General features: G+C 69.7%; 25 protein-coding genes and 3 pseudogenes. 11 read left to right on the forward strand and 17 right to left on the reverse strand.

The window, feature by feature from the left end:
- Positions 1-224 precede the first annotated feature (224 nt).
- From E0500_RS23385 to E0500_RS23410, 6 genes are all read right to left on the reverse strand, one after another.
- A complete protein-coding gene (locus E0500_RS23385; RefSeq protein ID WP_131559197.1) occupies positions 225-1226 on the reverse strand; it encodes a hypothetical protein in 1002 nt (333 codons plus the stop codon).
- An 81-nt stretch (positions 1227-1307) separates the two neighbouring features.
- Positions 1308-2597: a TRAP transporter large permease subunit gene (locus E0500_RS23390; protein ID WP_131559195.1), complete on the reverse strand. Its 1290-nt coding sequence runs from the start codon at positions 2595-2597 to the stop codon at positions 1308-1310.
- A gap of 3 nt (positions 2598-2600) precedes the next feature.
- A complete protein-coding gene (locus tag E0500_RS23395) occupies positions 2601-3182 on the reverse strand; it encodes a hypothetical protein (protein ID WP_131559270.1) in 582 nt (193 codons plus the stop codon).
- 26 nt (positions 3183-3208) lie between these two features.
- Positions 3209-5338: a hydantoinase/oxoprolinase family protein gene (locus tag E0500_RS23400; RefSeq protein WP_131559193.1), complete on the reverse strand. Its 2130-nt coding sequence runs from the start codon at positions 5336-5338 to the stop codon at positions 3209-3211.
- Positions 5339-5730: 392 nt separating this feature from the next.
- Entirely contained in the window at positions 5731-7329 is a 1599-nt protein-coding gene (locus E0500_RS23405) for an FAD-dependent oxidoreductase (protein WP_131559191.1), read from the reverse strand.
- A gap of 70 nt (positions 7330-7399) precedes the next feature.
- Positions 7400-8497: a LacI family DNA-binding transcriptional regulator gene (locus E0500_RS23410; protein ID WP_309505126.1), complete on the reverse strand. Its 1098-nt coding sequence runs from the start codon at positions 8495-8497 to the stop codon at positions 7400-7402.
- Between the two features lie 386 nt (positions 8498-8883).
- Between E0500_RS23410 and E0500_RS23415 the strand changes: the two genes are divergently transcribed.
- Positions 8884-9708, forward strand: coding sequence for a DUF899 family protein (locus E0500_RS23415; protein WP_131559189.1), 825 nt, complete (start codon positions 8884-8886; stop codon positions 9706-9708).
- 171 nt (positions 9709-9879) lie between these two features.
- Here E0500_RS23415 and E0500_RS23420 read toward each other — a convergent pair.
- Positions 9880-11062 (reverse strand): annotated as a pseudogene (locus tag E0500_RS23420) (IS110 family transposase).
- Between the two features lie 309 nt (positions 11063-11371).
- Complete coding sequence (locus E0500_RS23425; RefSeq protein WP_131559188.1) at positions 11372-12010, reverse strand: TetR/AcrR family transcriptional regulator; 639 nt, start codon at positions 12008-12010, stop codon at positions 11372-11374.
- A gap of 158 nt (positions 12011-12168) precedes the next feature.
- Between E0500_RS23425 and E0500_RS23430 the strand changes: the two genes are divergently transcribed.
- Positions 12169-13005 carry an SDR family NAD(P)-dependent oxidoreductase gene (locus E0500_RS23430; protein WP_131559186.1) on the forward strand — a complete coding sequence of 279 codons (837 nt, stop codon included), beginning with the start codon at positions 12169-12171 and terminating at the stop codon, positions 13003-13005.
- Between the two features lie 113 nt (positions 13006-13118).
- On the opposite strand, the pseudogene E0500_RS45485 reads toward E0500_RS23430, so the two are convergent.
- From E0500_RS45485 to E0500_RS23445, 3 genes and pseudogenes are all read right to left on the reverse strand, one after another.
- Positions 13119-13562 (reverse strand): annotated as a pseudogene (locus E0500_RS45485) (LamG-like jellyroll fold domain-containing protein); the annotation flags it as partial.
- A 349-nt stretch (positions 13563-13911) separates the two neighbouring features.
- On the reverse strand, positions 13912-14724 hold the full coding sequence (locus E0500_RS23440; protein ID WP_131559184.1) for a M23 family metallopeptidase: 813 nt from the start codon (positions 14722-14724) through the stop codon (positions 13912-13914).
- 228 nt (positions 14725-14952) lie between these two features.
- Positions 14953-15554: pseudogene (locus E0500_RS23445) on the reverse strand (CGNR zinc finger domain-containing protein).
- A 76-nt stretch (positions 15555-15630) separates the two neighbouring features.
- Here E0500_RS23445 and E0500_RS23450 point away from each other — a divergent pair.
- Entirely contained in the window at positions 15631-16443 is an 813-nt protein-coding gene (locus E0500_RS23450; RefSeq protein ID WP_309505127.1) for an MBL fold metallo-hydrolase, read from the forward strand.
- A gap of 156 nt (positions 16444-16599) precedes the next feature.
- Here E0500_RS23450 and E0500_RS23455 read toward each other — a convergent pair whose 3' ends face one another.
- On the reverse strand, positions 16600-17217 hold the full coding sequence (locus E0500_RS23455; RefSeq protein WP_131568494.1) for a TOPRIM nucleotidyl transferase/hydrolase domain-containing protein: 618 nt from the start codon (positions 17215-17217) through the stop codon (positions 16600-16602).
- Between the two features lie 382 nt (positions 17218-17599).
- Between E0500_RS23455 and E0500_RS23460 the strand changes: the two genes are divergently transcribed.
- Positions 17600-18640 carry a cupin domain-containing protein gene (locus E0500_RS23460; RefSeq protein WP_131568492.1) on the forward strand — a complete coding sequence of 347 codons (1041 nt, stop codon included), beginning with the start codon at positions 17600-17602 and terminating at the stop codon, positions 18638-18640.
- A gap of 95 nt (positions 18641-18735) precedes the next feature.
- On the opposite strand, the gene E0500_RS23465 is transcribed toward E0500_RS23460, so the two are convergent.
- Genes E0500_RS23465 through E0500_RS23470 form a run of 3 tightly spaced genes read right to left on the reverse strand, consistent with a single transcriptional unit; the run spans position 18736 to position 19474 of the window.
- Positions 18736-18918, reverse strand: a complete 183-nt coding sequence (locus E0500_RS23465; RefSeq protein ID WP_131568490.1) for a hypothetical protein — start codon at positions 18916-18918, stop codon at positions 18736-18738.
- The gene (locus tag E0500_RS45490) at positions 18828-19175 is read right to left on the reverse strand and encodes a thiolase C-terminal domain-containing protein (RefSeq protein ID WP_399120245.1); all 348 of its coding nucleotides are present in this window, start codon (positions 19173-19175) and stop codon (positions 18828-18830) included. Before E0500_RS45490 ends, E0500_RS23465 begins: the two co-directional genes overlap by 91 nt.
- On the reverse strand, positions 19127-19474 hold the full coding sequence (locus E0500_RS23470) for a hypothetical protein (RefSeq protein WP_181587105.1): 348 nt from the start codon (positions 19472-19474) through the stop codon (positions 19127-19129). Before E0500_RS23470 ends, E0500_RS45490 begins: the two co-directional genes overlap by 49 nt.
- A 152-nt stretch (positions 19475-19626) precedes the next feature.
- Here E0500_RS23470 and E0500_RS23475 point away from each other — a divergent pair, with 152 nt between their 5' ends.
- From E0500_RS23475 to E0500_RS23495, 5 genes are all read left to right on the forward strand, one after another.
- The gene (locus tag E0500_RS23475) at positions 19627-20544 is read left to right on the forward strand and encodes a hypothetical protein (RefSeq protein ID WP_131568488.1); all 918 of its coding nucleotides are present in this window, start codon (positions 19627-19629) and stop codon (positions 20542-20544) included.
- Positions 20545-20683: 139 nt separating this feature from the next.
- Positions 20684-20977, forward strand: coding sequence for a hypothetical protein (locus tag E0500_RS23480; RefSeq protein WP_131568486.1), 294 nt, complete (start codon positions 20684-20686; stop codon positions 20975-20977).
- Positions 20978-21022: 45 nt separating this feature from the next.
- A complete protein-coding gene (locus tag E0500_RS23485; protein ID WP_131568484.1) occupies positions 21023-21736 on the forward strand; it encodes a CBS domain-containing protein in 714 nt (237 codons plus the stop codon).
- Between the two features lie 184 nt (positions 21737-21920).
- On the forward strand, positions 21921-22982 hold the full coding sequence (locus tag E0500_RS23490; RefSeq protein ID WP_220140583.1) for an NAD-dependent epimerase/dehydratase family protein: 1062 nt from the start codon (positions 21921-21923) through the stop codon (positions 22980-22982).
- A gap of 90 nt (positions 22983-23072) precedes the next feature.
- Complete coding sequence (locus tag E0500_RS23495) at positions 23073-23720, forward strand: protein-L-isoaspartate(D-aspartate) O-methyltransferase (protein WP_131568482.1); 648 nt, start codon at positions 23073-23075, stop codon at positions 23718-23720.
- A 62-nt stretch (positions 23721-23782) separates the two neighbouring features.
- Here E0500_RS23495 and E0500_RS23500 read toward each other — a convergent pair whose 3' ends face one another.
- Together E0500_RS23500 and E0500_RS23505 are read right to left on the reverse strand one after the other, a co-directional pair.
- Positions 23783-24550, reverse strand: a complete 768-nt coding sequence (locus E0500_RS23500; protein ID WP_131568480.1) for a PP2C family serine/threonine-protein phosphatase — start codon at positions 24548-24550, stop codon at positions 23783-23785.
- Between the two features lie 165 nt (positions 24551-24715).
- The gene (locus tag E0500_RS23505) at positions 24716-25333 is read right to left on the reverse strand and encodes a LysE family translocator (protein ID WP_131568478.1); all 618 of its coding nucleotides are present in this window, start codon (positions 25331-25333) and stop codon (positions 24716-24718) included.
- 112 nt (positions 25334-25445) lie between these two features.
- On the opposite strand from E0500_RS23505, the gene E0500_RS23510 reads away from it, so the two are divergent.
- Both E0500_RS23510 and E0500_RS23515 read left to right on the forward strand, forming a co-directional pair.
- The gene (locus E0500_RS23510; RefSeq protein ID WP_131568476.1) at positions 25446-25898 is read left to right on the forward strand and encodes an Lrp/AsnC family transcriptional regulator; all 453 of its coding nucleotides are present in this window, start codon (positions 25446-25448) and stop codon (positions 25896-25898) included.
- Positions 25899-26042: 144 nt separating this feature from the next.
- Entirely contained in the window at positions 26043-26279 is a 237-nt protein-coding gene (locus E0500_RS23515) for a hypothetical protein (protein ID WP_131568474.1), read from the forward strand.
- Positions 26280-26289 lie beyond the last annotated feature (10 nt).

Genomic DNA, 26289 nt, shown 5'->3' on the forward strand with positions numbered 1-26289 from the left:
CCGTTCGGATGTACCGCAGGGGCCATCCACCGGCACGCTGTGGGGGTGCGCTCAGTGGTCGTCGCGGACCAGAGCCAGAGCCAGAGCCGGAGCCTTGCTGAGCGGCACGCCGCTCGGCCACCAGGGGCGCGGCCAGGGCGGCCAGGACCCGATGAGGCGTAGGTCCTCGGGTCTCTCCCCCCGGTGACGAGTTCCGGTCATCACCGGGGAGTCGACCTGCCGGGTCAGCCCCGGGCCACCGCGATGGCCCCCGCGAGCCTCTCTCCCGCCTCGTAGATCATGTACGGGACGCCACCGTCGGTGCCGAAGGAAGGCGCCGCGGCGCGGCCGTTCTCCGGAGCCGCGCTGCGCGAGTCGTAGAAGACGCCGAGGTGGTTGCGCTCACTGAAGTCGTTGCCGACTTCGGTGATCATGATGTCGCCGCCGCTTCCCTTGTCCTTGTTGTAGACGACGTAGGTGCTGTTGTTGCGGTGGAGGAGATGCGGACCGCCGACGTTGACGGCGCCGACGTCGCCGTGCCGGATCAGCGGCTGCTGGTCATAGGTCCACGTGCGGCCGTCGGCGGACCAACCCCAGTGGATGTCACGGTGGTTGGTGGTGTTGTTGAGCATGAAGACCATCACGTAGCGGGCGCCGCGTGAGGGCAGGTCGTGGCGGAAGACCCGGGCGTACGACGTCTCCTTGGTGCCTGCCGGGAGCATGGATGTCGACAGCACGACCTTGTCGTATGTGAAGTGGATCCCGTCGGCCGAGCGGGCGAGGCGAGTCGTGGTGTTCTCTCCGTGGAAATACAGCCAGAACTCCCTGGCGTCCTGGTTCCACAGCACGTGGGGCGACGAGACATGGGTGACGGAGTAGTGCGGTGACCACTTGTTGGAGACGATCGGGTTCGAGGGGTACTCCGTGAACGGACCCGCCAGTGAGTTGCCGTATGCCAGGCAGATTCCACCGGGCGCGTCGTGCGGCGCGTAGTACAGGTAGTAGCGGCCGAGGGGGGAGCTCAGCTTGTCGTAGACGCCCCGGACGCAGGGGAAGATGATCTCGCCTGTGGGGTTGTACTTCAGCCGGGACGCCGTCAGAAGGGTGCGGACGTAGGTGTAGTCGGGGAATCCGCCGGGCGCCGCGGCCGCGGGCTGCGCACCCACGGCCGTCCCGACGGTGAGAGCGGCTCCGGTTGCGGCGCCGGCGCGTAGGAAGAGACGCCGGTCGAGGTGGTGCTCGTGCATGGGGGCTCCAATGACAGAAGGTTTGCGGCTCACGCAGGTCCGGACAGGGCTGTCGGCTCAGAGGTCTGCTCAGAGGTGGGCTCAGAGGTAGGTGGCGGCGGTGACGCACAGGCCGCCGAGGGCGACCGCCCAGACGTACGGCAGGGTGCGCACCATGACGTGTTGGGGAGTGACGCCCGCGTACTGGGCGCTCCACACGGTCTGTGTGCTGGTGGGGTCGGCGACGCCGAAGACCTGGTTGTACGAGGTGGCCATGCCGAGGACGACGGCCGCGGGGTAGATGCCGGTGGCGATGAGGACGCCGGCGATGCCCGCGCCGAGCCCGAACACGTTGAGGGGGCCGCGGTAGAGGCACAGCGGGACGAGGAGTGTGAAGACGAGGACGAACACAATGGCGTTCTGCGGGCTGACGGCCTTGACGAGCGGTTCCAGTGCGTCCACGGCACCGGGCAGCTTCACGGCCGCGAGCAGGATGCCGATGGCGACGAACAGGGCGATCGGCGGGGCGGCCACCTCGAAGCCGCCGTACAGGGTGCGCAGCAGCCGCTTGTTCATGTCGCCGGGCCGGGTCGTGGTGGCCAGCGCGTACAGGACGCCCGCCAACAGCGAGGGGATGATGGCCAGTTCGAAGCCCAGGGCGAGGACGAGCGGGACGGCGGGGGCGAGCAGCGCGTACCAGGGGGCGTCGCCCAGGTCCGCGCGGCGTGAACGAGGCTTCGCGTCGGGGGCGTCGACGGACTTGAGCGACCAGGCGTGTTCGGTGCCACGCCGCCGTGTCTCGACGAGGACGTAGGCGAGGGCGGCGACCAGGGCGAACGGGAAGAGCTTCACCATGAAGCCGCGCACGGTCGGGATCGGCAGGTTCAGCGTGGTGGAGAAGAACTGCCACACCGGCAGTTCGAAGGGGATGCCCACGGCGATGCCCATCAGCACCGTGCCCGCGGCGGTCACCTTGGGCACGCCGACGGCGATCATGGCGGGGATGCCGATGATGCCGGCGAGCATGGCGGCGGGTGCCGAGCCGGTCACCGTTCCGACGAGTGCGGACACGGCGAGGACGCCGAGGGCCACCACGGTCGGGCGGTCACCGCCGAACTCGACGATTTTGCGGACGAGTGTGCCCGCGATACCGGTCTCGTCGAGGAGCTTGCCCAGCCAGGAGCCCAGAACGATCGCGATCATGGTGGCGGCCAGGGCCGGCGCGCCTTCCTGGAGAACGGTGTCCAGCACGCTGTTCTCGCCGGTGAGCGGTGCTCCGGCGAGGAAGGCGATGACGACGGCGAGCAGCACCAGCGCGAAGGCGGTGGGGAGTCTGCGGGTGAGCATCAGGCCGACGCCGGCGGCCATGACGAGGAGGATGACGACGCCCATGGGTCAGTTCTCTCTTCCGGGCCGGGTGAGCGCCGCGCGCAGCGCGGCGGTGAGGAGCAGGGGGCTGCGGCCGAGCCCGCAGACGGTTCTGGCGTAGGCGTGGGCGGCGACCTCTTCGGCACCCGCGACATGGCCGGACACGCGGTGGCGTCCGAGGCGCAGCACGGTGTGGTCGAGTGCCTGTTTGAGCGCGGCCTTGGCCGGGCCGTGGTGGAGGTGGGCGTGCACGGCCTCGTGGGCGAGCGCGGCCGCGCGCACCGAGCCCGGCGGGTACCAGGCATGCCAGCCGCGGGCGTCGACCAACTCCTCGGCGAGGTCGAGCGTGTCGGTGTAGAGCTCGACCGTCGGGGGCCGTGACGTGTAGCGGGCGAGCAGCATCCGCTCCAGGCCGCCGTCCCGCTCGACCACGCGTGCCGTGGACGGGACGGGGGCGAGCCGGGATCCGAACTCGTCGGCCCTCCGGGCCCATTGGCGCAGCAACCACGGATCACGGCCCTCGTGGGTGGGTGTGGCGGCCAGCAGCCGGACGGCCCATTCGATGTCGTCGACGGACGCCGGATCTGATTCCCCCAACTCGCTGTCCAGATCGGCGAGTTCGTGTTCCGTGGCCGTCACGACCGCACCTCCAGGACCGCGACCACCGGTTCGTCGGCCGCGCGGGCCCGCAACTCGCTGTGGGCCAGCGCGAGCAGGGGTCCCGGATCGAGGACGCCGGACAGGTCGGCGATGCGGGAGCCGAGCAGCAGCCGCAGGGCGGGAGCGCGTACCCCGCCGTCGCCGTACGAGGTGGACTCGCCCACCAGCCGGGCGAGCACCTCCGGGGCGCCGGCCACGGTGGTGGTCTCCACGCGGGCGTCGGCGGCGTGGTGGCGTACGACGCCGTCCATGTCGACGATCCGGACGGGTCGGCGGGCCGGCCGCAGGCGGCGGCGCGTCCGCGTGCCGTAGACGGTGTGGGCAGCGGTGCCCGCCAGGACGTGGACCGCCGCGGGGTCGGTCCTGAGACTGGCCGCTGCGGCACGGAGTCGCTCGGTGTCGTCGGCGCGGTGGGACCGGTCCTGGGTGCGCAGTTCGGTGGCGCCGGTCGCGACCGCACGCACGGTGTTGGTCTGCGGGTCGACGGTGACTTCGACCTCGACGCCTTCTGCGGCCGCGCCCTGGGCGACGACCGCCCGCTCCGCCTCGGCGCGGACGGCGAGGATCTGCTCCTGCGTGGCGCCGGGCACGATCCGCTCGACCTGTTCCCGTACGAGCGCGAGGGCGACGCCGATGGGGCTGATGACCTCGTTGTGGCGGGCGATACGGCCCTCCATGCCGCTGGTGTGAGCGAGGTGCGGGGTGACGGATGCGGCGCCGCCGCCTCCGCCGACGAGGACGGCCGTGTCCTTGTCGAGGCGGTAGTCGCTGATCATGGCGTCCACCACCGCCTTCACTTGGGCGATGCCCGCGTCGAGGATCCGCGTGGCCGCGGTCGTGACGTCGGTGCCGAGCACGGCGGCCAGCGGCGCGATCGCAGCACGGGCGGCCTCCGGGACACAGCGGGCGAAGTCGCCCTGGGGGACGCGGCCGAGGGCATTGGCGGCGCATGTCATGGTGATGGCGAACCGCCCGCCCGCCGCGTCGATCACGGCGTAGTCGGCGGGATCGCCGTCCATGGGCCGGATGGTGTCCACCTTGGCGTCGCGCAACTGCTCGGGTGGGGCGAAGCAGGCGTACGGCAGTCCCGCGATGTGGGCGCTGCGCGGTCCCACGCCCGTCACCCGGCCTTCGCCGATCCGTACCATGGAGCCGCCGCCGACGCCGACCGTGCGCACGTCGAGCGCGCTCAGATACGAGGTCCTGCCGAGGATGGTGGCGTGCCGGACAGCGACCTTGCCGCGGCGTACGACGCTGATGTCGGTCGAAGTGCCGCCGGTCTCCAGGAACGCGCCCTCGCTCACCCGCTCCTGCATCAGCGCGCCCGCGACTCCGGCAGCCGGTCCCGACAGGACCGTCAGGAGCGGCCGGTGGCGCATCTCGTCGAGCGCCATCACGCCGCCGTCGCAGCGCATCACCATCAGCGGCGCGGTCACGCCCGCCTTGGTGATGGAGGCGTCGACGAGGTCGGCGGTGGCCAGCATGCGGGGCAGGATCGCCGCGTTGACCACGGCGGTGCGGGTCCGCTTGTGCAGCCCGTACAGCGAGGTGATCTCGTGCGCGGCGGTCATCGGCAGTCCGTATGGCCGTGCCGCGTCCAGAACAGCCTGCTCGCCCTCGGGGCGGTCGACGCTGAACGGCTGGCTGGCGACGAGGACCGACGCGCCTTCGTCCTTCAGCTGCTCGACGGCGCGGCGGACGGCTGACGTGTCCTGAGGGTCGGAGACATGCGCGTAGGTCAGCGGGAGCCTTTTGCCGGGGGCGAGTTCGAGCTTGCCGAACGTGGCGAGGCGGCGGGTGAACACCGCTGAGGGGCCGGTCCCGATGCCGATCAGTCCGACGGTCGCCACGTCGCCCTCCAGGAGGGCGTTGGTGGCCTGGGTCGTGCCGTGCGCCAGGAAGGCGACGTCGGCCGGGGCGCAGCCGGTCTGCTCCAGGAGCCGGTCGAGCGCCTCGACGATGCCGTGTGCGACGCCGTCCTCGTGATGGTGGCTGGTGGGGACCTTGACCTGCCCCAGGAGTTCGAGGGTCGTGGCGTCCACGGCCACGGCGTCGGTGAAGGTTCCGCCCACATCGATGCCGACGCGGATGCGGGGTGTGTTCATCCAAAACTCCTTGCGTCGAAACCCCGGTATTCAGGCCGGGGAGGAAGCGCATCCGAACACCACTGGACACGCAGAGTCCGTATTGGGCCACTCTCGGTCGCGCCCGGTGGTGACAACCAAGCTGCGGGGTCTACCGCCGGGCCGGCGGTAAGTCAGGTCTGTGGAGCGCGTGTAAGACCGTGGGCGGCACACCGTCCCTTCGCTGGTAACCCCAGGCGGCAACGGGCCGTGAAGCAGAAAGCCCGACCCGCGAGGGAAGGAATCCCCGTCGTTCACAGCGGGGAGGAGGCCAAGTCCGGGCACCTCCTTGGGCTGGATCGGTTCGCTCGGGAGTCGCCGGGCGGGACAGGTGTGAAGCCGCCCCGCCCGCAACTCCCGTACACGTGGGTCGTTCAGTAGCCGCGTACGTCCGGCCAGTGGCGTTGCACTCCGTCGCGGTCGAGCAGCCGCGCGAACTCCTCGAACCGTTTGTCCTCGGCCTGGACCTGGTGCGGCTCGACGTCCTCGGCCAGGCAGTGGGCAGCCAGTGCGCCGGCGACCTCGCCGACGTTCCACTCCACCGGGTGGAGCCGGTAACAGCCGTTGGTGATGTGGGTCGTGCCGAGGTTCTTGCCCGCGGGCAGCAGGTTGCGGACCCGCCGCGGCACCAGCGCCCCGAGGGGGATCTCGAAGGGCACCGAGCCGATGTCGATGTAGTTGTCGCCGCCGGTCGAGGGGTGCAGATCGATGCGGTACGCGCCCACGCCGACGGAGTCCCGGTGCCGCGTGCCGCCGTACGGGCCGACCAGGTCGATCGCCACGTCGTGCTCGGTGACCGTGGTGACGGCCTTGATGCGGCGGGACTCGCGGACGTACGCCGCCTTGGCCAGGCCGTCCGTCGTGCCCGTCACGTCCGGGCGGATCCGCAGGCCCGGGAAGCCGGTGCCGCCGTCCGGGCGCGGTGCCTCGGTCTGCAGCCAGTACAGCAGTGACAGAGACAACTGCCGTGCCTCGTGCAGCGCTTCGGCCTTCTGGCCGATGTACGGCTTGAGCCAGTAGTCGTTGAGCGGCCAGTTGACGAGTGTGATGTCGGAGTCGAAGGCGCCCGGTTTGTGCAACTTGCGTGCGAGAACACGGCGAAAGCCCCACAGTTCCTTGTCGCCGGCGTCGGTGCTCTGGTCGGCGGAGACGCCGATCGGGTCGAGATCGGGATTCGGTACGAAGGTCCGCGGCACCGGCTCCAGCGTGCGGGGGTCGGGCGCCTCGAAGCCGAGCAGCGGGCCGGGCCAGAACGAGGGCTGGTAGGTGCGCCAGAAGTCGTAGTCCTGCGGGCGGTCGATCGTATGGTCCTCGCCCTCGTGGTGGGAGAGTGCGAAGCAGACCGTGATGCCCTGCTGGTTGTGGGGTTGAGCCTCGTCCGGGGCGTGCGGCTCGTCGAACTCGGCGCGTGCCTCGGCGCCGTTCGCGTGCTCGACGCCCGCGAGGTGGAGGAGTTCGCCCGTCTCGGTGGCGTCCAGGACGTAGCGCGCGGTGAGGGTGCGACGCGTTCCGTCTCGCATGTCCTTCAGGGTCACCGACCGTACGACATCGTTGTCGGACTCGGCGGAGACCGGCCGGTGCTCGGTGAGTACCGTCAGCCGGCCCGCCGCTCGGTGGGGCGCGAGCATGCCCTCCAGGACGGTGAGGGCGACCCTCGGCTCGTGGCAGAGCTTGCTGACACGGCCCGCTCCGGGATTGAGCTCGGTGAGCGCCATGGCCTCGGCCCGCAGCGGGTACCAGAGCCGGTAGTACCGCCGGATCTCCTCACGCAGCCGCCGGTACGAGCCGGTCGTGCCGAACTGCTCCACCCACGGGTGCTCGTCGGGCGGCACGGCCTGGCTGGTGAGCTGGCCGCCGATCCAGTCCGTCTCCTCGGTGAGCACGACGCTGCGTCCTGCCCGGCAGGCGGCGAGTGCGGCGGCCACGCCACCGAGGCCGCCGCCCACGACGAGGATGTCTGCTTCGGGTATCACGCTTCTCCTTGCTGCTGATCGGGGTCGGCTGGATCAGGTTCATCGGGGGTGAGGTCCCTGTGGACCGTGCTCAGGGGCGGGCACGCGGCGGCCCGGTCGTCGGGCCCGGGCGGAAGACACAGCTGACGAGCGGCTCGCGCGCCTCCTCGCCCGCGACGAGCGCGGCCAGCAGACGCACGGCCGCGGCGCCCAACTGCGGCCGGGGGATGTCGAATCCGGTCGGTACGGGCTCGCTCGCCAGATCGGCGGGCGGGCTGCCGAGCAGGGCGAGAGACACGTCCTCAGGACAGTCGAGGCCCGCCGCACGCACGGCGGAGAGCAGGCCTCGCCAGGCCGCCCCGGTGTCGGTCTCCTCCGCGACGAAGGCCGTCACCCCTTCGTCGGCCCAGGTACGCAGCCGTTCGGGCGTGAGCTCCCGCTGCGGATCAGCGGCCCGGAAGACGGTAGTCGGCCCGGAGGGCAGTCCTGCCTCTTCCAGCCCTTCCAGGAAGCCGCGCTGACGGTCCGTCGAGGCAGGCGCGTCGTCGTCCTCACGGACAAGAACGATCCGTCGATGCCCCAACTCGGCGAGACGGCCCACGACGTCACGTGTTGCCTCGACATAGTCCGCGCCCACCCATGCCACGCCCTCCAACTCCTCGCGGCGGCCCAGGTGCACGACCGGGAAGCCGTCCTCGACCAGCCGCTTGAGCTCCGCCCGGGGCGTGTGCCGGCCGATGAAGAGACAGCCGTCGGCGAGCCGGACCCGGCTCAGGGCGTCGGGCCCCGCGGCCCCCGCGCCACCGGTGCTCGACCCGGTGAACAGCACCAGGTCGTAGCCGAGCGCCGCCGCCTCGCGCTCCACGCCGACCAGGAAGGGGTAGTACGAGTGCTGCACATCGGTGGGGAACGTGGCGGTGAAGCTGAAGACGCCGAGGAGGTTGTTGCGGGCGGCGGCCAGCCGTCGGGCGGCCGGGTCGGGCACGTAGCCGAGGCTGCGGGCCGCCTCCAGGACCCGCCGGCGGGTCTCCTCGGAGATGACGGGTCCCTTGCCGTCGGGCTTCGGGGAGAGCACCAGGGACACGGTCGCCTGTGACACCCCCGCGAGCCGGGCCACCTCGGCCTGCCGGGGCCGTGACGTACGTCCGGCCGGAGCGGGCGTACGTCCGGGCCGCTTCCTGGGTTCCACAGTGGCTTCTCTCCTCCGGGCCGGGCCCGGCGCTGTCGACGGCGCCGGCGTCGTTAATGCGTATTACCTAATGCGCATTACCGAGAGACTGCACCTCCCCGCCCAGCGGGTCAAGACTTGGGACAGAAGCGCCGCGGAACAGAGCGACGACGGCGCTCGACCTGTCCAGGGACGCGGGTGATCCGCCTGGGGCGGGGATCAACGGGCGGGATCAAGAGGTGGCTGAGACGGCGACGCCGACGAGCGCGTCTGTGAACCCGTGAGGCCGACGGGGTCAGCGGGCTCGGCCGAGGGCGCTCCGCTGCGATGAGTTTCGGCCGGGTCGCGAGTCTGTTCTGTTGATCGTCGTAGGACGCTGCCCGGCACGAGACACCACGGAGGACGCCATGACGACCACGCCGAACGATCCGACCACCGCGCTGCCCGGCCGCCCGCCCGTCGTCGACCTGGCCACCTGGCAGACCGCCTGTGACGAGCTACTGGTCCGCGAGAAGGCCCACACCCGCGAGGGCGACGCCCTAGCCGCGGCCCGCCGCCGACTGCCGATGGTGGAGCTCGACGGGACGGTCGAGGTCGTCGGACCCGACGGCCCGGTCCCGTTCCTGGACCTGTTCCAGGGCCGCGACGAGCTCGTGTGGTCTATAAGCACATGTGGCACGAGACGGCGACGACGGCGCCGACGACGTGGCACGACGGCGGACGGCGCGCCGCACCAGGGGCAGTGCGAGGGCTGCACCACCACGGCCTGGCACCTGAAGGACGCCGTCTACCTCAACGCCCGCGGCGTCTCGTTCGCCATCCTGACCACGGGCCGTTGGGACGAGGTGGCCTCCTACGTCGAGTTCATGGGCTACACCCAGCCCTGGTACTCGGTGCGCGACGTGGACGCGCCGGCCGGCGGCAGCATGGGTTACCTCACCTGCTCCCTGCGCGACGGCGACCGCGTGTTCCTCACCTACTCCACGACGGGCCGTGGCAACGAGCGGGTCAATGGGTCCCTCGGCCTGCTCGACATGACACCCTACGGCCGCGGCGAGGCGTGGGAGGACAACCCCGAGGGTCGGCCCGAAGGCGGCAGCCCGTGCTGGTCCTGGCGCTCGGACGCGGGCAGGAACGCCACCTGGGGCCCGACCAGCCGCCCCGTGCCGCAGTGGACCCGCCCCGGCGCGACCCCCGTGGAGACCCTCGGCCGGCACGGCCACCACCACTGACGCGCCTTGTTGTCGACGGCGTCGGCAAAAGGTGCCAAGTGCCGGGCGGAACGTCCGGACGATCGCAGGTCAGGTGCTCTGTGGGTGGGGAGTACCGCTGAGCAGGGGGGTGCCTCTATGTCTTTTGTCAAGGCGCCCAGGTTCGGTTTGGGATGGTTTGGCTTGTGGGGGTCATGCGGCGAGTTCGACCCCCTCGGGGATGCGGGGTTCGTAGAAGGTGCCGTCTCGGAGCATGGCGAACAGGACGTGTGGGTTTTCCCGCGGCCTCGCTGGCGGTCGTAGTAGGTGCGCGAGGCCGGATCGGCGTTCATGCAGGCGAAGGCGGAGAGGAACATGGCGCGTTTGAGCTGCCGGTTTCCGCCCCGGGGTGCGTGTTCGCCGTGGATCGAGGTGCCTGACGACTTGGTGGTCGGGGCGAGTCCGGCGTAGGAGGCGAGGTGGGCGGCGGTGGGGAAGCCGGTGCCGTCGCCGACGGTGACCAGCAGGACGGCGGCGGGGTCCTGACGCCGACGCCGGGCATCGACATCAGGACCGGGGAAAGAGGGTGGGCCTCCAGCAGGGCGTTGATCTGGGCTTCCAGGGCCCGGCGCTGGGTGTGGACGGCGGCGAGCGAGGCGGCCAGGGAGGGCACGACGATGTCGAGGGTGCCGGTGCCGGGCACGACGACGGTCTGTTCGTCCAGTGCGTCGAAGATGTCGTCGATCATCCGCTGGGCCATGCGCGGCGCCTTGGGCCGGACCAGTTCGACGAGTCTGCGGCGGCCGGCTTTGCGCAGGGCGGCCGGGGAGCCGTGACGCTCCAGGAGCCAGGTAACGGCCTGGTGGTCGAGGCGAGGGCCCAGGACGCGCTCCAGCGACGGGTGGAACTGGGTGAGCAGGCCGCGTATCCGGTTGGATGTGCGGGTGGCCTCGGCGGCGAGGTCCTGGTCGAATCCGACGAGCACGGTCAGCTCCGCGGTGATCTCGTCTGTCAGTTCCAGCGAGCGCAGGGTGTGAGGCATGGTCCGGGCGGCGTCGGCGATGACCGCGGCGTCCTTCGCGTCGGTCTTGGCCTCGCCCGGGTAGAGGTCGGCGATCCGCCGCATGGCCAGGCCGGGCAGATAGGCGACCTGGCAGCCCGCGTCCCGGGCCACGGTCAGGGGGAGAGCGCCGATCGAGGCGGGCTGGTCCACGATCACCAGGACGGTGCCGAACTTCGCGGTCAGCTTGTCGAAGACGGCCCGCAGCTTCGGCTCGCTGTTCGGCAGCTGCTTGTCGAAGACCTTCTTCCCAGCCGGGGTCAGCCCGTGGCCGTGATGGTTGCTCTTGCCGACGTCCAGGCCGAGGAACACGCCCACGTCTTCGGTGTCGAACATCGCGCCGTTCCCAGGGAAGTCGAATGTGCCAGCCTTGGCAGTGGTGTCGTACTCGCGCATCCACGTTATGCAGACCTGCCATCCGCGAGCTGTCCGGCATTGCGCCGGACCTGGTGGCGGCCGGACCTCTCATCAGCGTCTCCGACGGCACCTCCCGGGCCCGGTGACACCACCCCCCGGGTCATCGACTTCGACAGGGGGCAAAAGTCATGCCGGGCCCGGAGGCCAGCGGCCCTCTTGCAGGACCGCGGAAAACATAACCGGGTGGCCGCTTTCAAGGTTCTGTCAGCAATTTAGTGAACGCCGAGTTCAGCCGACGCTGCCAGGACTGGGCAACGGTGTCTGGCGTGGCTGGGCGCGGAGCCCGTCGAGAATGATCGCCAGATAGCGTCGCCACAGATCGGAGGGATGTTCGCCTGGCAGGGCCATGACGGCGTCGATCATCGCGGCGATCGGTGCGACGTCGGTCTCGGTGACCCCGTCGCGCAGCGCACCTTGAGCGCGGGCCCGTGCCACGAGAGCCTCGCAGTGCGACGTGATCTCCCGCCGCGCTCGGGCGAGGCCGGTGCCCTCGATGGTGCCGTGGCGCATCAACTCGCGCAGCCCACGGTTGTGCGCGGCCTGCCCCAGGGCTCTCTCAAGGAAGCCGGCAAGAGCCGCGAAGCCGTCGTCCTCGGCCAGGGCTTTGTGTGCCATTGCTGCGATCTCGTCGAGCTCTTCGGTGAAGACGGCCTCCGCGAGCGCCTGCTTGTCGGGGAACTTCCGGTAGACCGTGCCGACTCCGAGCCCGGCGTGGTGTGCGACGTCATTGAGCGTGGCCCGCAGTCCGCGTATGGCGAAGACCTCGCGCCCGGCTTGGAGGATGCGCCGGCGATTGTGTTCGGCGTCCCGCCTCAGCGGACGTGCCCCTGCCGCAGCAGGTTCCTCGCCGTCCCCCTGTCTGCCCATGGGACTGCCCTTCCGGTGACCTGACCGATTCTCAACTGGATGAAGCATATCCGGTTCGTGCTACGGTCCCCACAGAAGCGGATATCGGATATCCGGATACTGTTCCGGGGTGGCGCACCGCCCTTCGCCGCGCAGCTCGGAGGAAAGGAGAGCCAGAGATGCAGACTGTGGTCATCACCGGAGGAACCGACGGGCTCGGAAAAGGGCTCGCACTGCACTACCTGCGCAAAGGAGCGCGCGTGCTCGCCGTGGGCAGCACGCCCGCCAAGGGTGAGGCCCTTCTGGCCCAGGCGGCGACCTTCTCGGCCGGTGACCGCGCGGTCTTCCTGCAGGCCGACCTGACGTCGGTCGCGGCGGCCCGGGACCTGGTTGCCACGATCAAGAGCACCTGTTCCTCGGTGGACAAACTCGTCCTGTGCGCCCAGCGGTACCGGCTCTTCGGCTCCCGCACCCTTACCCGCGAGGGCTTCGAGTACAACTTCGCCCTCGCCTACCTGAGCCGCTACGTCCTCAGTCACGGCCTGCGCAAGGCGCTGGAGTCCGCGCCACAGCCGGTCATCATGAACGTGGCAACTCCCGGTGTCCCCCTGGGCCAGATCCACTGGGACGATCTGCAACTAGCGTGCCGCTACAGCGGCTTCAAGGCCACGCTGCAGTCCTTCCGTGCCAACGACCTGCTCGGCGTGGCCTTTGCCGCCCTTCATGCCGACACCCCGATCCGCTATGTCGGCTACAACCCGGGCGTGGTGTCCACCGGCATGCCCGACCACCTTCCACAACCGCTCCGCGCCCTCACCAAGGCGTCCTTCACCCTGCTCGCCGCTTCCGTGACGAAGGCCGTCGGGCCGATGGCCTGTCTCCTGGACGAACCACCAGGCGAACGCCTCACCGCCTATCGCGTCACGCGCCAACTGCCCTTGAAGGGCCCGGCGTTCGACCAGGCCGACGCACTGCGCCTGTACCACCTCACGCACACCCTGATCAACGCGGTGTGAGGATGCGGGCCCGCAGAAGCTCGATGGCTGCTGAGCGCCACCACCGGTGGCCGACTCGCCGTAGCGGCATCCACGAACCCAGTGCCGCGGTACGGCCCGCGCAACCGACCAGCTCATAGCCCGCCCCGAGAGACAGACGGCCACACCGGACAGGTGGAGGAGCACGTGTCGGGCCGGAAGGAGATCACCCCTTCAGGGCTTCGACCTGAGCGGAAGTCAGGGCACTGTCGAAGATCTGGACGTTCTTGATGGCGCCGGGGGGAAAGATCCGCCGGCTGTCCCTCGAAGGTGGCCCGGCTGATGACGAGGGGTCCGCTTGCCGTGACGGGCTGCGGTGCGATCTTGCTGCTCTGGTACTTTCCGTCCACGTAGAGCCGGAGTTGGCGGCTCTTCGCGACGTAGACGCCGACCAGGTGGGTCCAGCCGCGTAGTTCGGGCGCGCTGGTGGACTGGCTGCGGGCGCCCGGAACGGAGAACGCCCAGTGGCGGTCGGCGCCCGAGTACTGGGGGAAGAAGCCGCTTCTGGCGCCGGCGTCCTGGCTGACCGCGGTGGCGAAGACGTCGGGCTTCTGGGTGTCGAGGTAGACCCACGCGGAGACGGTGAAGCTGCGTCCGGGGTCGGTGTAGGTGGGCCGAGAGTGAGCTCCCGCTCCCCGGCATACGCGCGGAGCGGTCCGAACGCCTCAACCCGCAGGCGATTGCAGCTCGTCTGCTCCATGCCCTCCCGGTATCGCCAGGCAGGAGTCCTTCGATCCTGGAGCGTGTGAGTTGTCCCTAGCATGGCAAGATGCGGGAGGTTCCATGTAGATGAGTCCCGTCGCTCAGGGCGGCTCCTGTCGGCTTGCACCACCAGGGTGTGGGACCGGCCCGAACACGAGTGTTCGGGCCGGCCGGCCGGGAGTTCGGTCAGCAGAGGGGGACGCCGGGGAGCTGGGACGCCGGGTGGTCGATGTAGATGTTGCTGATGAAGCCGTTCTGGTCCCGCAGCTTGCTCCACCAGTTGTTGGAGTAGCCCTCGGCGTTCACCGTGTCGCCCTGCTTCTGGCAAAGAACCCGCACGCTGGTGGGGCCGTTGAGCGTGGTCACCACCGGCGCGCTCAGGCGGGCGTCGCTGCGCACCCGGACGCCGCTGCCCCACGTCATGAACGGCGTACCGCTGCCGCCGCAGGCGTTGTCGCTGGTGAGGAAGTACTGGTTGTAGCTGCCGGGGTAGGCGAGCGTGCTGCCGTTGATGAGGATGTTCTGCCCGACACCGTTGTACAGCTGCTCGTAGTGGATGTGCGCCCCGCTGGAGTTGCCGGTGCTCCCGGTGGTTCCGATCTGCTGGCCCTGTGCAACGGAGGCGCCGTTGGGGACGCTGAAGGCGGACAGATGGAAGTAGTAGGTCCGCCAGCCGCCGCCGTGCTCGATGGAGATGTAGTTGCCTGCGCCGTTCGCCTCGTAGTAGCGATAGGCGGTGCCCGCCGCCGAGGCCAGGACCGGGGTGCCGCTGGTGGTGCCCCCGTCGGCGCGGACGAAGTCCAGCGCCCGGCGGACCTCGGCCGAGTGATGGCTGTAGGTCCACTTTTGGCCGCAAGCGTAGGGGGCCTTGAAGTTGGGTGCCGCGGCCAGGGTCGGTCCGGAGGTGGCCGCGGCGGCCGGCTGGCCCGGGCCGAGGAACAGGCCGGCCAGCGCGCACAGCACGGTGGCAGCCACGGCCCACAGGCGTCTGAATCGCATCGCGCGTTGCTCCTTTGCGGGGAAAGCAGCAGGAAGCCGCCGTCCGGTCGGACGGCGGACCGCGACACAAAGTAGGCAGGCGTAATGATCTCGGCAAGGTCTTGGGCTCAAGCTGTAGTGACTTGCACACGACAAGCTAAAAGTTCACCGCGTGAGGACCGGTGCACGACCGCCGGGGCCCTGCGGTCGCTGCGCGCCCCGGAGGCGCCCGCGACTGCGCCCGCCGCGTCATGGGGAGGTGGTGCGGCGGGCGTAGGCGCGGGCGGCTCGGGCGCGGTCGCCGCAGCGGGTGGAGCACCAGTGGCGGCGGCCGTAGCGGAGTAGGTAGCGGTTGCAAGGGGGCGAGCCGCAGGCGGTGAGGCGGTCCGCGTCGGGGCCGGTGAGCAGGTCGGCGGCATCGGCGGCGAGGGTGGCCAGGGCATGGTCCACGATTGCGGTGGTGGGGTGGGGGTGGCTCGGTAGGGGCCGGTCTTGTCGTCCCACTGCAGCAGCGGGGCGGTGGGGACGCGGGTCATCGCGTCGTTGACGGCCCTGACCGCGGCGGGGAGGGCGGGCAGGCCTTCGGTGCGGGAGGCGAACAACGACCTGATCTGCTCGCGCAGCGAGCGCAGTTGTGTCGCGCACATCTCCCGCATGCCGGCGTCGACGGGGGCGAGACCGCGTTCCGTCAGCCAGTGGTTCGTCTGCGCGGGAGTACCCAGGAGATCGACCGTGTGACCGCCGGGCAGCGCGATCGCGCTGTTGGTCAGGGCGAGAGAGAGGTGGTCTTCCTCGCCCTGTGCGGGAGGCGGGCTGGGCTGTTCGATCACGGGCTCCTTCACGCTTCTCATGGTACGGCTTGCGTGCATCCGTGAGGAGCGGCTACCGTCCTATCACGGTTCGACGATGTCTATCCGTGAGGTTTCTGTGTCTTCTCTTCCCGCGACGTCCAACCCGTTCCCGGTCCGTGCCGTCGGCGGCCCCACCGCTCTCTTCGAGTACGGCGGCCTGCGGTTCCTGACCGATCCGACCTTCGACGGCCCCGGCGACTACGGCCGGCCCGGCCGCCCGGGCCTCACCAAGACCGCCCCCTCCACCTGCACCCCCGCCGACCTCGGCCGCATCGACGTGGTCCTGCTCTCGCACGACGAGCACGCCGACAACCTCGACACCTCCGGCCGGGCCCTGCTCGCCGGCGTTCCCCTCACCCTGACCACGCCCGGCGGCGGCGACCGTCTGGGCGACATGCTGGGGGAGAAGGTCAAGGGCCTGGCCGACTGGGAGTCCGTCGAACTGGACCGCCCCGACGGCGGCGCGATCACCGTGACCGGTGTGCCCGCCGTTCACGGCCCCGGCGCTCGCGAGGAGGTCGAGCCGGTAACCGGCGAGGTGGTCGGGTTCGTGCTGACCGGCGAGGGCCTGCCCACCGTCTACGTCAGCGGTGACAATGCCTCGCTCGATGCGGTCCGGGAGATCGCCGACCGCCTCGCCCCCATCGACACCGCCCTCCTCTTCGCCGGCGCTCCCCGCATCGCCGTCCTCTTCGACAACCAGCCGCTCGTCCTGAACAGCGCCCAGGCCGCCGAGGCCGGCCAGATCCTCGGCGCCCGCCGCGTGGTCCCCGTCCACTACGACAGCTGGGCCCATTTCACCGAAGGCCGCGACGAGTTGGAGGCCGCCTTCACCGCTGCCGGTCTGGCCGACCGCCTGGACTGGGGTCGGCAAAGCCTCGTCCCGTAGAAGAACTCCAGCCGCCCGAACCCGTCGTCGGCGACGTTGGGGAGCAGGCCCATCATCACGAACTCGGTAATACCGATGCAGGCCGAGATCGCGAGTGCGAGAAGAGCCGGGGCCGGGATGGGCGTCGTTTCTGCCGGGATCGATGTCGCCCAGTGGTCAGAGGCTGGAGAGCAGGCCGTCGAGTGGGGCTGGAACGCGGTCGGGGTCAAGAGCCTCGACGAGAACACGCCCATAGTGGATCTTGCGCCCCTTCTTCGTTCCGAAGAAGCGCCTGAACTGCTGCTGTGGGGCGCGGCCCTGCTGTGCGGGCTGGCGCAGGAAGGTCTGCAGGGCGCGCAGGTCGCCTTCCGCCCGGACGAGCTCCTCAACCCGTGTCACGCCCAACGCACGGATGAGCTCGTCTTCCAGATCCGCCGCGCAGACGAAGAAGCCCTGCTGTGCCGCACTGGCCCGTTCGAAGCCGCGGGCGTAGTAGGGACGCTCCGCCTCGTCGCACAGTCCGGTGAGGCGGAGGCCCAGGCCGGGTGAACCGAGGAGCTGGGCATAACGCCCGACGCTCATCGCCCCACCGATCGACAGGACGCAGACCCCTTCGGCCGCCAGGTTCCGGCCGCGGCTCTCTGTCAGCGCGTTGACCGCCGCAACGTCGCTCGGTCCTTCGAGCAGGACAGCCGCCCGGACGGACAGCCGCGCGGCCAGTTCGTGCGCGGGGTCGCCGAGACCACCCGCCGCCCACGCGGTGACCGCGTCCCGGAACTCCCCCATGTCATCCATGAGGCGAGTCTCAGCCAGGTTCGGCTACGGTGCGAGGGAATTTCCGCCGGTGCATCGATCGGCGATGAGTAGTCGGGATCGAAGCCGCCGCCCGAACGAGACGAGTTCCGAAGCAGTTCGGTGATGACTTGGTCGTAGTCGACGTCGTGGACCGGCCGCACGTGCTCCGGAGTGCGCACCCACGCCCTGCTACTCCGCCGCCCCCCCCACGCCGCCGTTCTCACGATCCCCGTACAACGGCAGCCCGACCGCGCTCGATGCAAGCACGGATCCGTTTCGTGTCACCCGGATGCCATCCATGGCTTTCTGCTGTCCCTGGCCTGTGCGAAGTTCGGTTCGGGCCTCGGGGAGTGTTCCTTCCGGCAGACGAGCGAGGAGAGCAATGTCGACAGGCTCGCCATATTGGGTGTCCCTTACCGAGGCCGAAGCGGCATTTCAGAGCGACCTTGGCAGTATCCGCGTCGTCGATGGGCAGAACCTGCCCATCCTCAGTCGACTGTCCATCAAGCGTGTGGTCCTCGCGCCCGGGGCGATTCGTGAACCGCAGTGGAACGTCAATGCGAACCAGTTGGCTTACGTCGTCAGCGGCGAGGTGCTGGTCTCCTTGCTGGCCAGTGGGGGAGAGTTCGCCTCCTTCGTGGTCGGCGAAGGACAGATGTATCACGTGGAATCCGGTGCGGTTTACCACATCGAGAACCTGGGCTCCGCGGATGCCGAAATCATCATCGCTCTGCGGAACGAGCGGCCCCAGCACTTCTCCCTGCGCGACAGCCTGTCGGCCATGACCAACCCGGTGCTCGGCAACACCTACGACCTGCCGAGTACGGCATTCGTCGCTTTCGAGCGGGCTCCCGCGGAGCAGATCTTCGCCCGTCGGGGCAGCATCACGGTCGATCCCACCCAGAAACTGCCGAACGCCCGTCTCTTCGACGTCCAAGGTCAGCGCGCGCCTCTGTCGTACGCGTACGGTTCAGCGAACCTGGCGCGCAAGCAGTTCTGGGCAGCTCTCGACGACATCTCGATGTATTCCCTGCAGATCAAGGAAGACGGGATGCGGGAACCTCACTGGCATCCGGTCACCGCCGAAATGGGCTACGTGGCCAAGGGGCGAGCACGCATGCGGGTACTGGCACCCGACGTCACCCTCGGCGAGTACGAACTCGGCCCGGGCGATGTGTACTTCGTGCCGCGCGCCTACCCGCACCATATCGAGGTCCTGGACGAGGGCGGCTTCCACTTCCTCATCTTCTTCGACCAGCCCACACCTGGCGATGTCGGCTACCGGGCGACCGCGACGGCGTTCTCCCGTGAGGTGCTGGCCGGTACCTTCGGCATCTCGGAGCGGGAACTGCCTCAGTTCCCCTTCACAGCGCAGGACCCCCTCATCGTCGCCAGACACAACCCCGTCGGCGCCACCGAATGACACCAATGACCGTCCGGCTCGCCTTGTCCTGGCCCGGGCGTAGGACTCGATGCGAACACGACGGCCGACGCGGATGACCATCGTTAAGACTCCTTCTACGCAGCGCCGTGAATGCTGGGTTCGGTGAGGGCCGCGAGCAGGTCACGCGCCAACTCGGGGGCCGCGTCAGTGCCGTTGTCCCGCCTGTTCAAGGTGACCAGGACCACGCCGTCCGCCGCGCGTTCATGGAACACGGTCCCGCGTTCCACCGCGCCGGCGCTGCCGGGGGAGATGTCCATCCGCTACCCCACCCCGACCAGAACGGTGGCCACGGCGGCCGCGTAGGCGCCCGCGAGCCATCCGCCTGCGTTGACCGCCATGGCGCCCGTGTCCCGTCGACCTGCCGTCCGCCTGCCCTGCCCAGCAACTGGCCGTAGAGCTCCACGAGTTGCGCGCATCCCGTGGCGCCGATGGGATGGCTTCGGCTCATCAGCCCGCCGCTGACGTTCACCGGCAGCCGCCCGCCCAGGGCCGTGGCTCCGGAGCGGGCAGGCAGTCTGCCCCTTCCTCGGGCCGGTCGGCCTCGGCGTACTGGAGGATCTCCGCCGGGGCTGCGGCATCGTGCAGTTCCAGCAGGTGCAGATCCTCGGGGCCGATGCAGGCGTCCTCGTACGCGGCCAGTGCGCCGACGGTCACGGGCGCCGACCCCTCGCCCTGTCCGGTGGTCAGGCAGGTCGCGCGGATCTCACACCTGCCCCTGCCGTGTCGGCGCGCGTACGACTCCGAGTGCAGCGCTACTGCGGCGGCGCCGTCCGTGGTGGGCGAACACATGGGCAGCGTGAGCGGGTCGACCACCAGGCGTCCGGCCAGTACCTCCTCCAGAGTCTGCCGCTGTTGGTACTGCGCGCGCGGTACCTGATGTTTGCGGCTATTTGTCCACCCAATGGCCTGTGTAGCCGGCGCTGCTGTATAACCGGGCCGCTTTGTGATGTCCAAGGAGTGTGTGCATGAAATCCCGTGTCTCTGTGGCCGCGCTGACGGTCCCCTTCCAGTTGCTTCTTTCCGTTGCGTTGGCCGGGTGCTCCGGCGGCGGGGCGGTGGACGTCGGGGGTCCGGCGAGGCCGGCAGAGTCCAAGGCCGGCGAGGGAACGCGGGGAGCTGAGGAGAGCGAGCAGACGGCACCCGTGAAGCCCAGGACGGCCGAGGAGTTCCTCGTGGCGGCCAAGGAGGCGATGGCAGGGGAGAAGGGCTGGACGTTCAACGTGAGGGGGAGCGAAAAGCTCGTCTTGCAGGGAGAGGAGAACGCCGCGGTCTACAAGGCCACGGTACGGCGGGCGATGGGGGAGCCGAGGGCGCTCCACTCCACCGGGACCATCTACGCCAAGGGGACGGGCAAGCCCGAAGAGATCTTCGTCGTCGGTGACACGGGGTACGTCAAGCAGGGCGGGTCCGGCGCCGCCTGGAAGCATGGCTCCCTCACCGATCCGGAGATCGCGAACAAGGTGGAGGACCCGATCGCAGCGCTCGACGCGTTCGAGGGGTACGCCAGGGACGGGGGAGCCGGCGGTGGCATCTCCCTCATCAAGACGGCCGGGCAGGTCGAGCTCCAGGTCCGCGTGTCCTCGGCCAAGTTGCCTGCCGTACGGGAGCTGGGCGTCCTCAAGAAGGCGCGGCGCGAGCTGAATCCGACCCTGGAGAAGCTGCGTGCGGCGGGAGTCACTGCACCCGAGAGCCGGATCGCCGTGGAACGCGTCATGGAGTCGGTCGTCCTCGATGCGTCGACGTACCGGATCAAGGCGCACATCTTCCGGTTCGCCTTCAGCATCCCCTACGGCAGGCAGAGCATTCGTTACAGCTACGACGTGACCGAGTCGAACGAGGGGACATTCGAGGGCACCATCACGCTGCCGGCGGGCGTGAAGTAGCGGAGCGGAGACTGGTGCCGTTCGTGGAGGCCGTGGGAGGCCGTGGTGCTCGCGTCGGTCGTAGTGGCCTTCCATGCTGACCTGCGTGTCCTGGCCTGCCACCTCCAGTGTGTGCGTATGGCCCGGACAGACTCCCGGCGTGATCGCGGTGGCGGTTCTGGGTAGGCCGAGGTGGCAGAGGGCCGGGCTCGAAAAGGGAAAGGCTGAGTATCCGCTCTACGGAGTCGACAGTGATGCGTTCGTCCATCCCTTCTTGATTCCTCTGCTGCAGGCGGACGTCTGGGACCACGAAGCGGTGGCCGGGGCGGCGAGGGCTGTCGAATCCCTGTTGGCTTCCGGCAGGCCGGCCATAGGTGACCTGGTGAGTCTTCGGATCACGGAAGCGACCGGACGCAGAAGGAGCACAAAGGAGCACAGTGGAAGGTGGGGGTGAACCGTCGTCCGCTGCGCTATGCGCAGGCAGGAAGGAGCCGCGACGATGACTACCCAGCACAGCACGGTCAGCGAGGTGATGACGCGCGATGTCGTCACCGTCCGCCCGGACACCCCGTTCAAGGAGATCACCTCGGTCCTGTCCAGCCACGGCATCAGCGCCGTGCCTGTGGCCGACGCGCATGGTGCGCCGATGGGGGTCGTGTCCGAAGCCGACTTGCTCCGTAAGCAGGCCGAACAGCCCGCCGGTGGGCAGGCGGCTCCGCCCGGATGGCCCCGAGAGAAGGCCAAGGCACGCGCGGAGAACGCCGCCGGGCTGATGACCACCCCCGTCGTCACCGCTCACGCCGACTGGACGGTCGCGCAGGCGGCCCGCGAGATGGACCGCCACCGGGTCAAGCGGCTGCTGGTCGTGGACGAGGCCGACCACATCACCGGCATCGTCAGCCGCTCGGACCTGCTCCACGTCTACCTGCGCCCCGACGAGGAGATCCGCGAGGAGATACGTGCCGACGTGCTGAAAGGGATGTTGCGGCTGGGCGGAGACGAGGTACAGGTCCAGGTCCACGACGGTGTCGTCACGCTGCGCGGCGAGGTCGAGAACCACAGCACCGCCCAGATCGCCGAACGGCTCGCCAGGGGAGTGGAGGGCGTGGTCACGATCAGGCCGCTGATCGACTACGCCATCGACGACAGGGCCGCAGAGGACCAACGACAGCCGGGCATCGAGGCCACCGATCCGCGACGCCGTTCCGTGTAGACCCCGTTCCGTGTAGGGGTCCTGCATGGGATCCCCGCAGGGGACCGGGCGTGCGCGCAGGCGTCCGGCCCACGTCGCCGCGTGGTCGCGCCCGGCGCAGGCGCTGTCGTTGCCGCTGTCGTTTCACGGCCGTGTCGGCGGGTACTCGAACCGCCCTCCAGCGCCGGAAGGGCAGGCGAGATCCATGGCAACTCCTGGCATGCGGGTGGTGGTTGTCGGGGCCACCGGAAATGTCGGCACCAGCGTTGTCCAGACGCTGGGCGCCGATCAGCGGATCGACTCGATCCTGGGGCTGGCCCGCCGCCTTCCGCAGTGGTCGCCGGCGAAGACCGAGTGGGCGAGTGTCGACATCGCAGACGACAGCACCGACCTGGCCGGTCACTTCGCCGGCGCCGCCGCCGTCGTCCATCTGGCGTGGCTGTTCCAGCCCACGCACCACCCGACGACGACCTGGCGCACGAACGTGCAGGGCAGCTCCCGGGTCTTCGACGCCGCGGCTGCAGCGGGTGTTCCCGCGCTGATCCACGCGTCCTTCGTCGGGGCCTACTCACCCGGGCCCAAGGACCGGGCCGTGGACGAATCGTGGCCCACCGACGGTTGGCCGGATGCGACGCTCTGCCGGGAGAAGGCCTACGTCGAGCGCGTCCTGGACGCCTTCGAGCCCCGGCACCCCGAGATACGGGTGGTGCGGATGCGGCCCGGCTTCATGGTGAAGCGGGAAGCCGCATGCGAGCAGCACCGCTTGTTCCGCGGCCCGCTGGTGCCCAAGCGCCTCACCCGTCCGGAGCGCATGCCTGCGATCCCGGCCATCCCCGGCATGCGGTACCAGGCTCTGCACACCGACGACGCGGCCGAGGCCTTCCGGGAGGCCACCGTGCGTACGGTGCGCGGAGCGTTCAACCTGGCCGCTGAACCCGTGGTGGACGCGGCCATGCTGGCCGAGATGTTCGGTGCCCGGACCTTCCCGATGCCGGGCTGGCCCGTCCGGGCAGCGGTTTCCGCCGCCTGGCGGACGCGTCTGCTGCGTACGCCCCCGTCCCTTTTCGACGCCGTCCTGCACTTCCCGATCATGGACACGTCGAGGGCGCAGCGGGAACTGGACTGGACGCCTCGGTACACCGTCCAGGAGGCGATGCAGGAGTGGCTGTCCGGCCTCCGTGAAGACGCGGGCATGCCCACCCCACCCCTGGCCTCTCCCGCAGGGCGCGCCGGTGAGGCCAAGACGGAGGCCGGCGCTCGATCATGACGCTGCCCCGCTTGACGGGCAGCGGTGGGTCGGTGGCCAGGGCGCGGGCGGCGCGCCGTCGCTCCGGGCATCGCACGGAAAGCAGCGGACATGACCGAAGCCGTCCATCAGCCCGAGGATCTCCTGCGAGCCGTTCGAGCGGTCGGCGTCAGCGACGAGCGCTTGCTCCAGGCCGTACGAGCGACGCCCCGAGCGGCATTCGTCCCCGCCGGCCATGAAGCGCACGCCTACCAGGACGTGCCCATTCCGATCGGGCACGCACAGGTGACCACGCAGCCCTCGCTCTCAGCCACGATGATCGAGGGGCTGGACTTGAGCGGGGACGAGCACGTCCTTGAGATCGGTACCGGCCTCGGCTTCCAGACCGCGCTGCTCGCCCGGTTGGCCGCCGATGTCGTGACCATCGAGATGTGGCCGGAGATCGCCCGGCAGGCAGGGCGCAACCTTGCCCGGCAAGGCATTCGGAACGTTGAGTTGCGCATCGGGGACGGCAGCGGCGGCGTACCGGACCGTGCTCCGTACGATGCCGTCATCGTGTCCGCCGCGTTCCCGGAGGTTCCCGCGCCGCTGGCCGGGCAACTGCGACGCGGCGGCCGTCTCGTACAGCCCATCGGGCCGGGCGGCCGAGAGAAGGTCGTGTCCTTCCTGCGCACCGCGACGGGGCTGGAGCGCACGCGGGTACTCACGCCCGCACGTTTCGTTCGCCTGCATGGACAGTACGGCTTCCCTGAGGCCTGAGGTGAGGCCTGAGGCCTGAGGCCTGAGGCGTGAGGAGGCGGGCCCTGAGGCCTGCGGAGCGGTCATTGGTCCGCGATGCGTACCAGGGCGAGCGTGATGTTGTCGGGTCCGCCGGCCGCGATGGCGGCCTTCCACAGTTCGAAGGCGGCCCGGCCGTCGTCGTACTCCCGCAGCAGTTCGTCGATGACGTCGTTCGGCAGCGGGTCGGTCAGGCCGTCGGTGCAGATCAGGTATCGGTCGCCGGGAGCCAGGGGAGCGGCCGTCACGTGCGGGGTGACAGCGCGGTACTTCGAGGTGCCGCCGAGGCACTGGGTCACGATGGAGGTGGTGCGCTGACCTGGTTCGAGCGGAGGGTTGTCGTCCACGCTGACCTGGAGCAGGCCGTCCCGGGGTGCGGCGAAGACCCGGCTGTCGCCCACGTTGAACGCCAGCAGCGACCGGGGCAGTATGACGGCGCCCGCGACGGTCGTGCCCATGGTGGCCAGCCCGTCGACGTCGACGTCGACGTCGCCGTCGCCGTCGTCGGCGGCCGCGTAGACCTCGCGGTTGCAGGCGTGCAGTGCTTCGCGGACGTCCTCCTCATTGGTCAGGACAGGCCCGGTCGACGCGAGCCGACGGACGACCAGGGCACTGGCCACCTCGCCGCCGGGCTGACCGCCGAGCCCGTCGGCTACGGCGACGACGAGCGGCGTACCGAGGGGGAACACCAGCGTCTGCGGGTTCTCGGTCGCGGTGGCGCATAGGGTCCACGGCCCGACGACGAGGCTGTCCTCGTTCCGGTCGCGGATCAGTCCGGGATGGCTGAGCGCACTCACAGCGACGTACGTCATCGGGCGCCACCGCCTTCCCCTACCGGGTCGATGGGTCGATGGGTCGATGGGTGGATGGATGGATGGGCGTGTGACTCGTGACGGCCCGCCATGCTCAACAAGGCCATTCTCAAGTGGCCACCCTCGGCAGTGCATCTTGGCCACAGTGAGCGAGGAGGCGAGGCCTCAGCCGGCCAGGCGTTCCACCAGCAGGAAACCGCCGATGACGATCATCATGGCACCGGAGGCGCGGGTGACCGCCCTGGCCGCCGAGGGCCGGGTCTTCAGCACGGTGCGGGCGAGCACGCCGACGGCGAGGTAGACGACGGCGCAGGCCGTCATGTGCAGCGTGCCGAGCAGCAGGGTCTGCGCGGCCGTGGGCCAGCCCGCGGAGGGGTCGATGAACTGCGGGAACAGCGAGAAGTACAGCAGCAGCGCCTTGGGGTTCAGACCACTGATCCCGGCTCCTCTGAGCATGATCTGCCCCGGCGCGGAAGCCATGGGCTCCGCTGATTCGCCCGGGACCGCCGGCCGCGACAGCACGTGCAGGCCGAGCCACATCAGGTAGGCGGCCCCGGCAACGGTCAGCAACGTGAGCAGGGTCGTCGAACTCGCCACGATCACCACCAGGCCGGCCACGGCGAGCAGCGTGTAGCCCGCGTATCCGGCTATGAGCCCGACGACCGCCGGGACGACCGACCGGTCCCGCAGCCCCGCCGAGATCGCGTAGGCCCAGTCGGCGCCCGGCGTGAACACCAACAGGAGATCCACTGCCAGGAAGGCCGCCACCGTCGTCGTGTCCATGGATCGTTCCCTCTCACGTTCCCTGCTCCGAGAGGGAAGACTAGGCAGGATCAGCCCAAAAGTGTTTCTTTCTTTTCTCCACCGTGCGGCCTTGTGGGGGAGAATCTTTCTCATGGATGCCATCGACCGGAAGATTCTTACCGAGCTGCAGCTGGACGGCCGCCTGACGGTCACCGAACTCGCCGCTCGCGTGCAACTGAGCGTCTCGCCCTGCCATCGACGCCTGCGCGACCTCGAACGGGACGGGGCGATCCGTGGCTACCGCGCAGTCGTCGACCCCGCAGCCGTCGGCCTCCATTTCGAAGCCCTGGTCTTCGCCACCCTGCGCTGGGAGGACCGCGCCACCGTCGCCGCGTTCGAGGAGTCCGTGGCCGCCGTCCCGCACGTCATCCAGGCCCAGCGACTGTTCGGCGACCCCGACTACCTCCTGCGTGTCGCCACCACCGACCTGGCCGCCTACCAGCAGCTGTACGACCAGCAACTGGCCACCCTGCCGGGCGTCCAGCGGCTGACCTCCACCCTCGTCATGAAGCACGTCGTCGACGACCGCCCCCTGCCCGAGTAGCGACTGCGCGTCTCGGGGTGGCTCAATCTGCCGCCCGCCGCTTGGCCTGCCGTCTTTCGCCTCCTCTTTCCCTTCTGTTACTCGATAACGGATATGTGGCAGTTACGTCATAATTGACCACGTCAGCCACGTCTCCTTGACGGGATGAGGCACATGGTCGAGGCACGGCCCCATGTCGATGAGCGGTTGTCGATGGGCGGCGACATCGACGAAGCGGCCACGGCGAGGGGGTCGCTTGAGGCGAAGGACACCGTGACCTGCTGGAACGCGGGTGCGGAGCAGCTGCTCGGCTACGGCGCGACGGAGATGCTGCCCCGCTGGAACGGCCGGGTCGCGTTGCGGGACCGGGACGGCCGGCGCGTGGAGGTGCCCGCCCTCTGAGACCAGGGCC

It is taken from the genome of Streptomyces sp. KM273126 (assembly GCF_004337435.2).
GTDB lineage: Bacteria > Actinomycetota > Actinomycetes > Streptomycetales > Streptomycetaceae > Streptomyces > Streptomyces acidicola.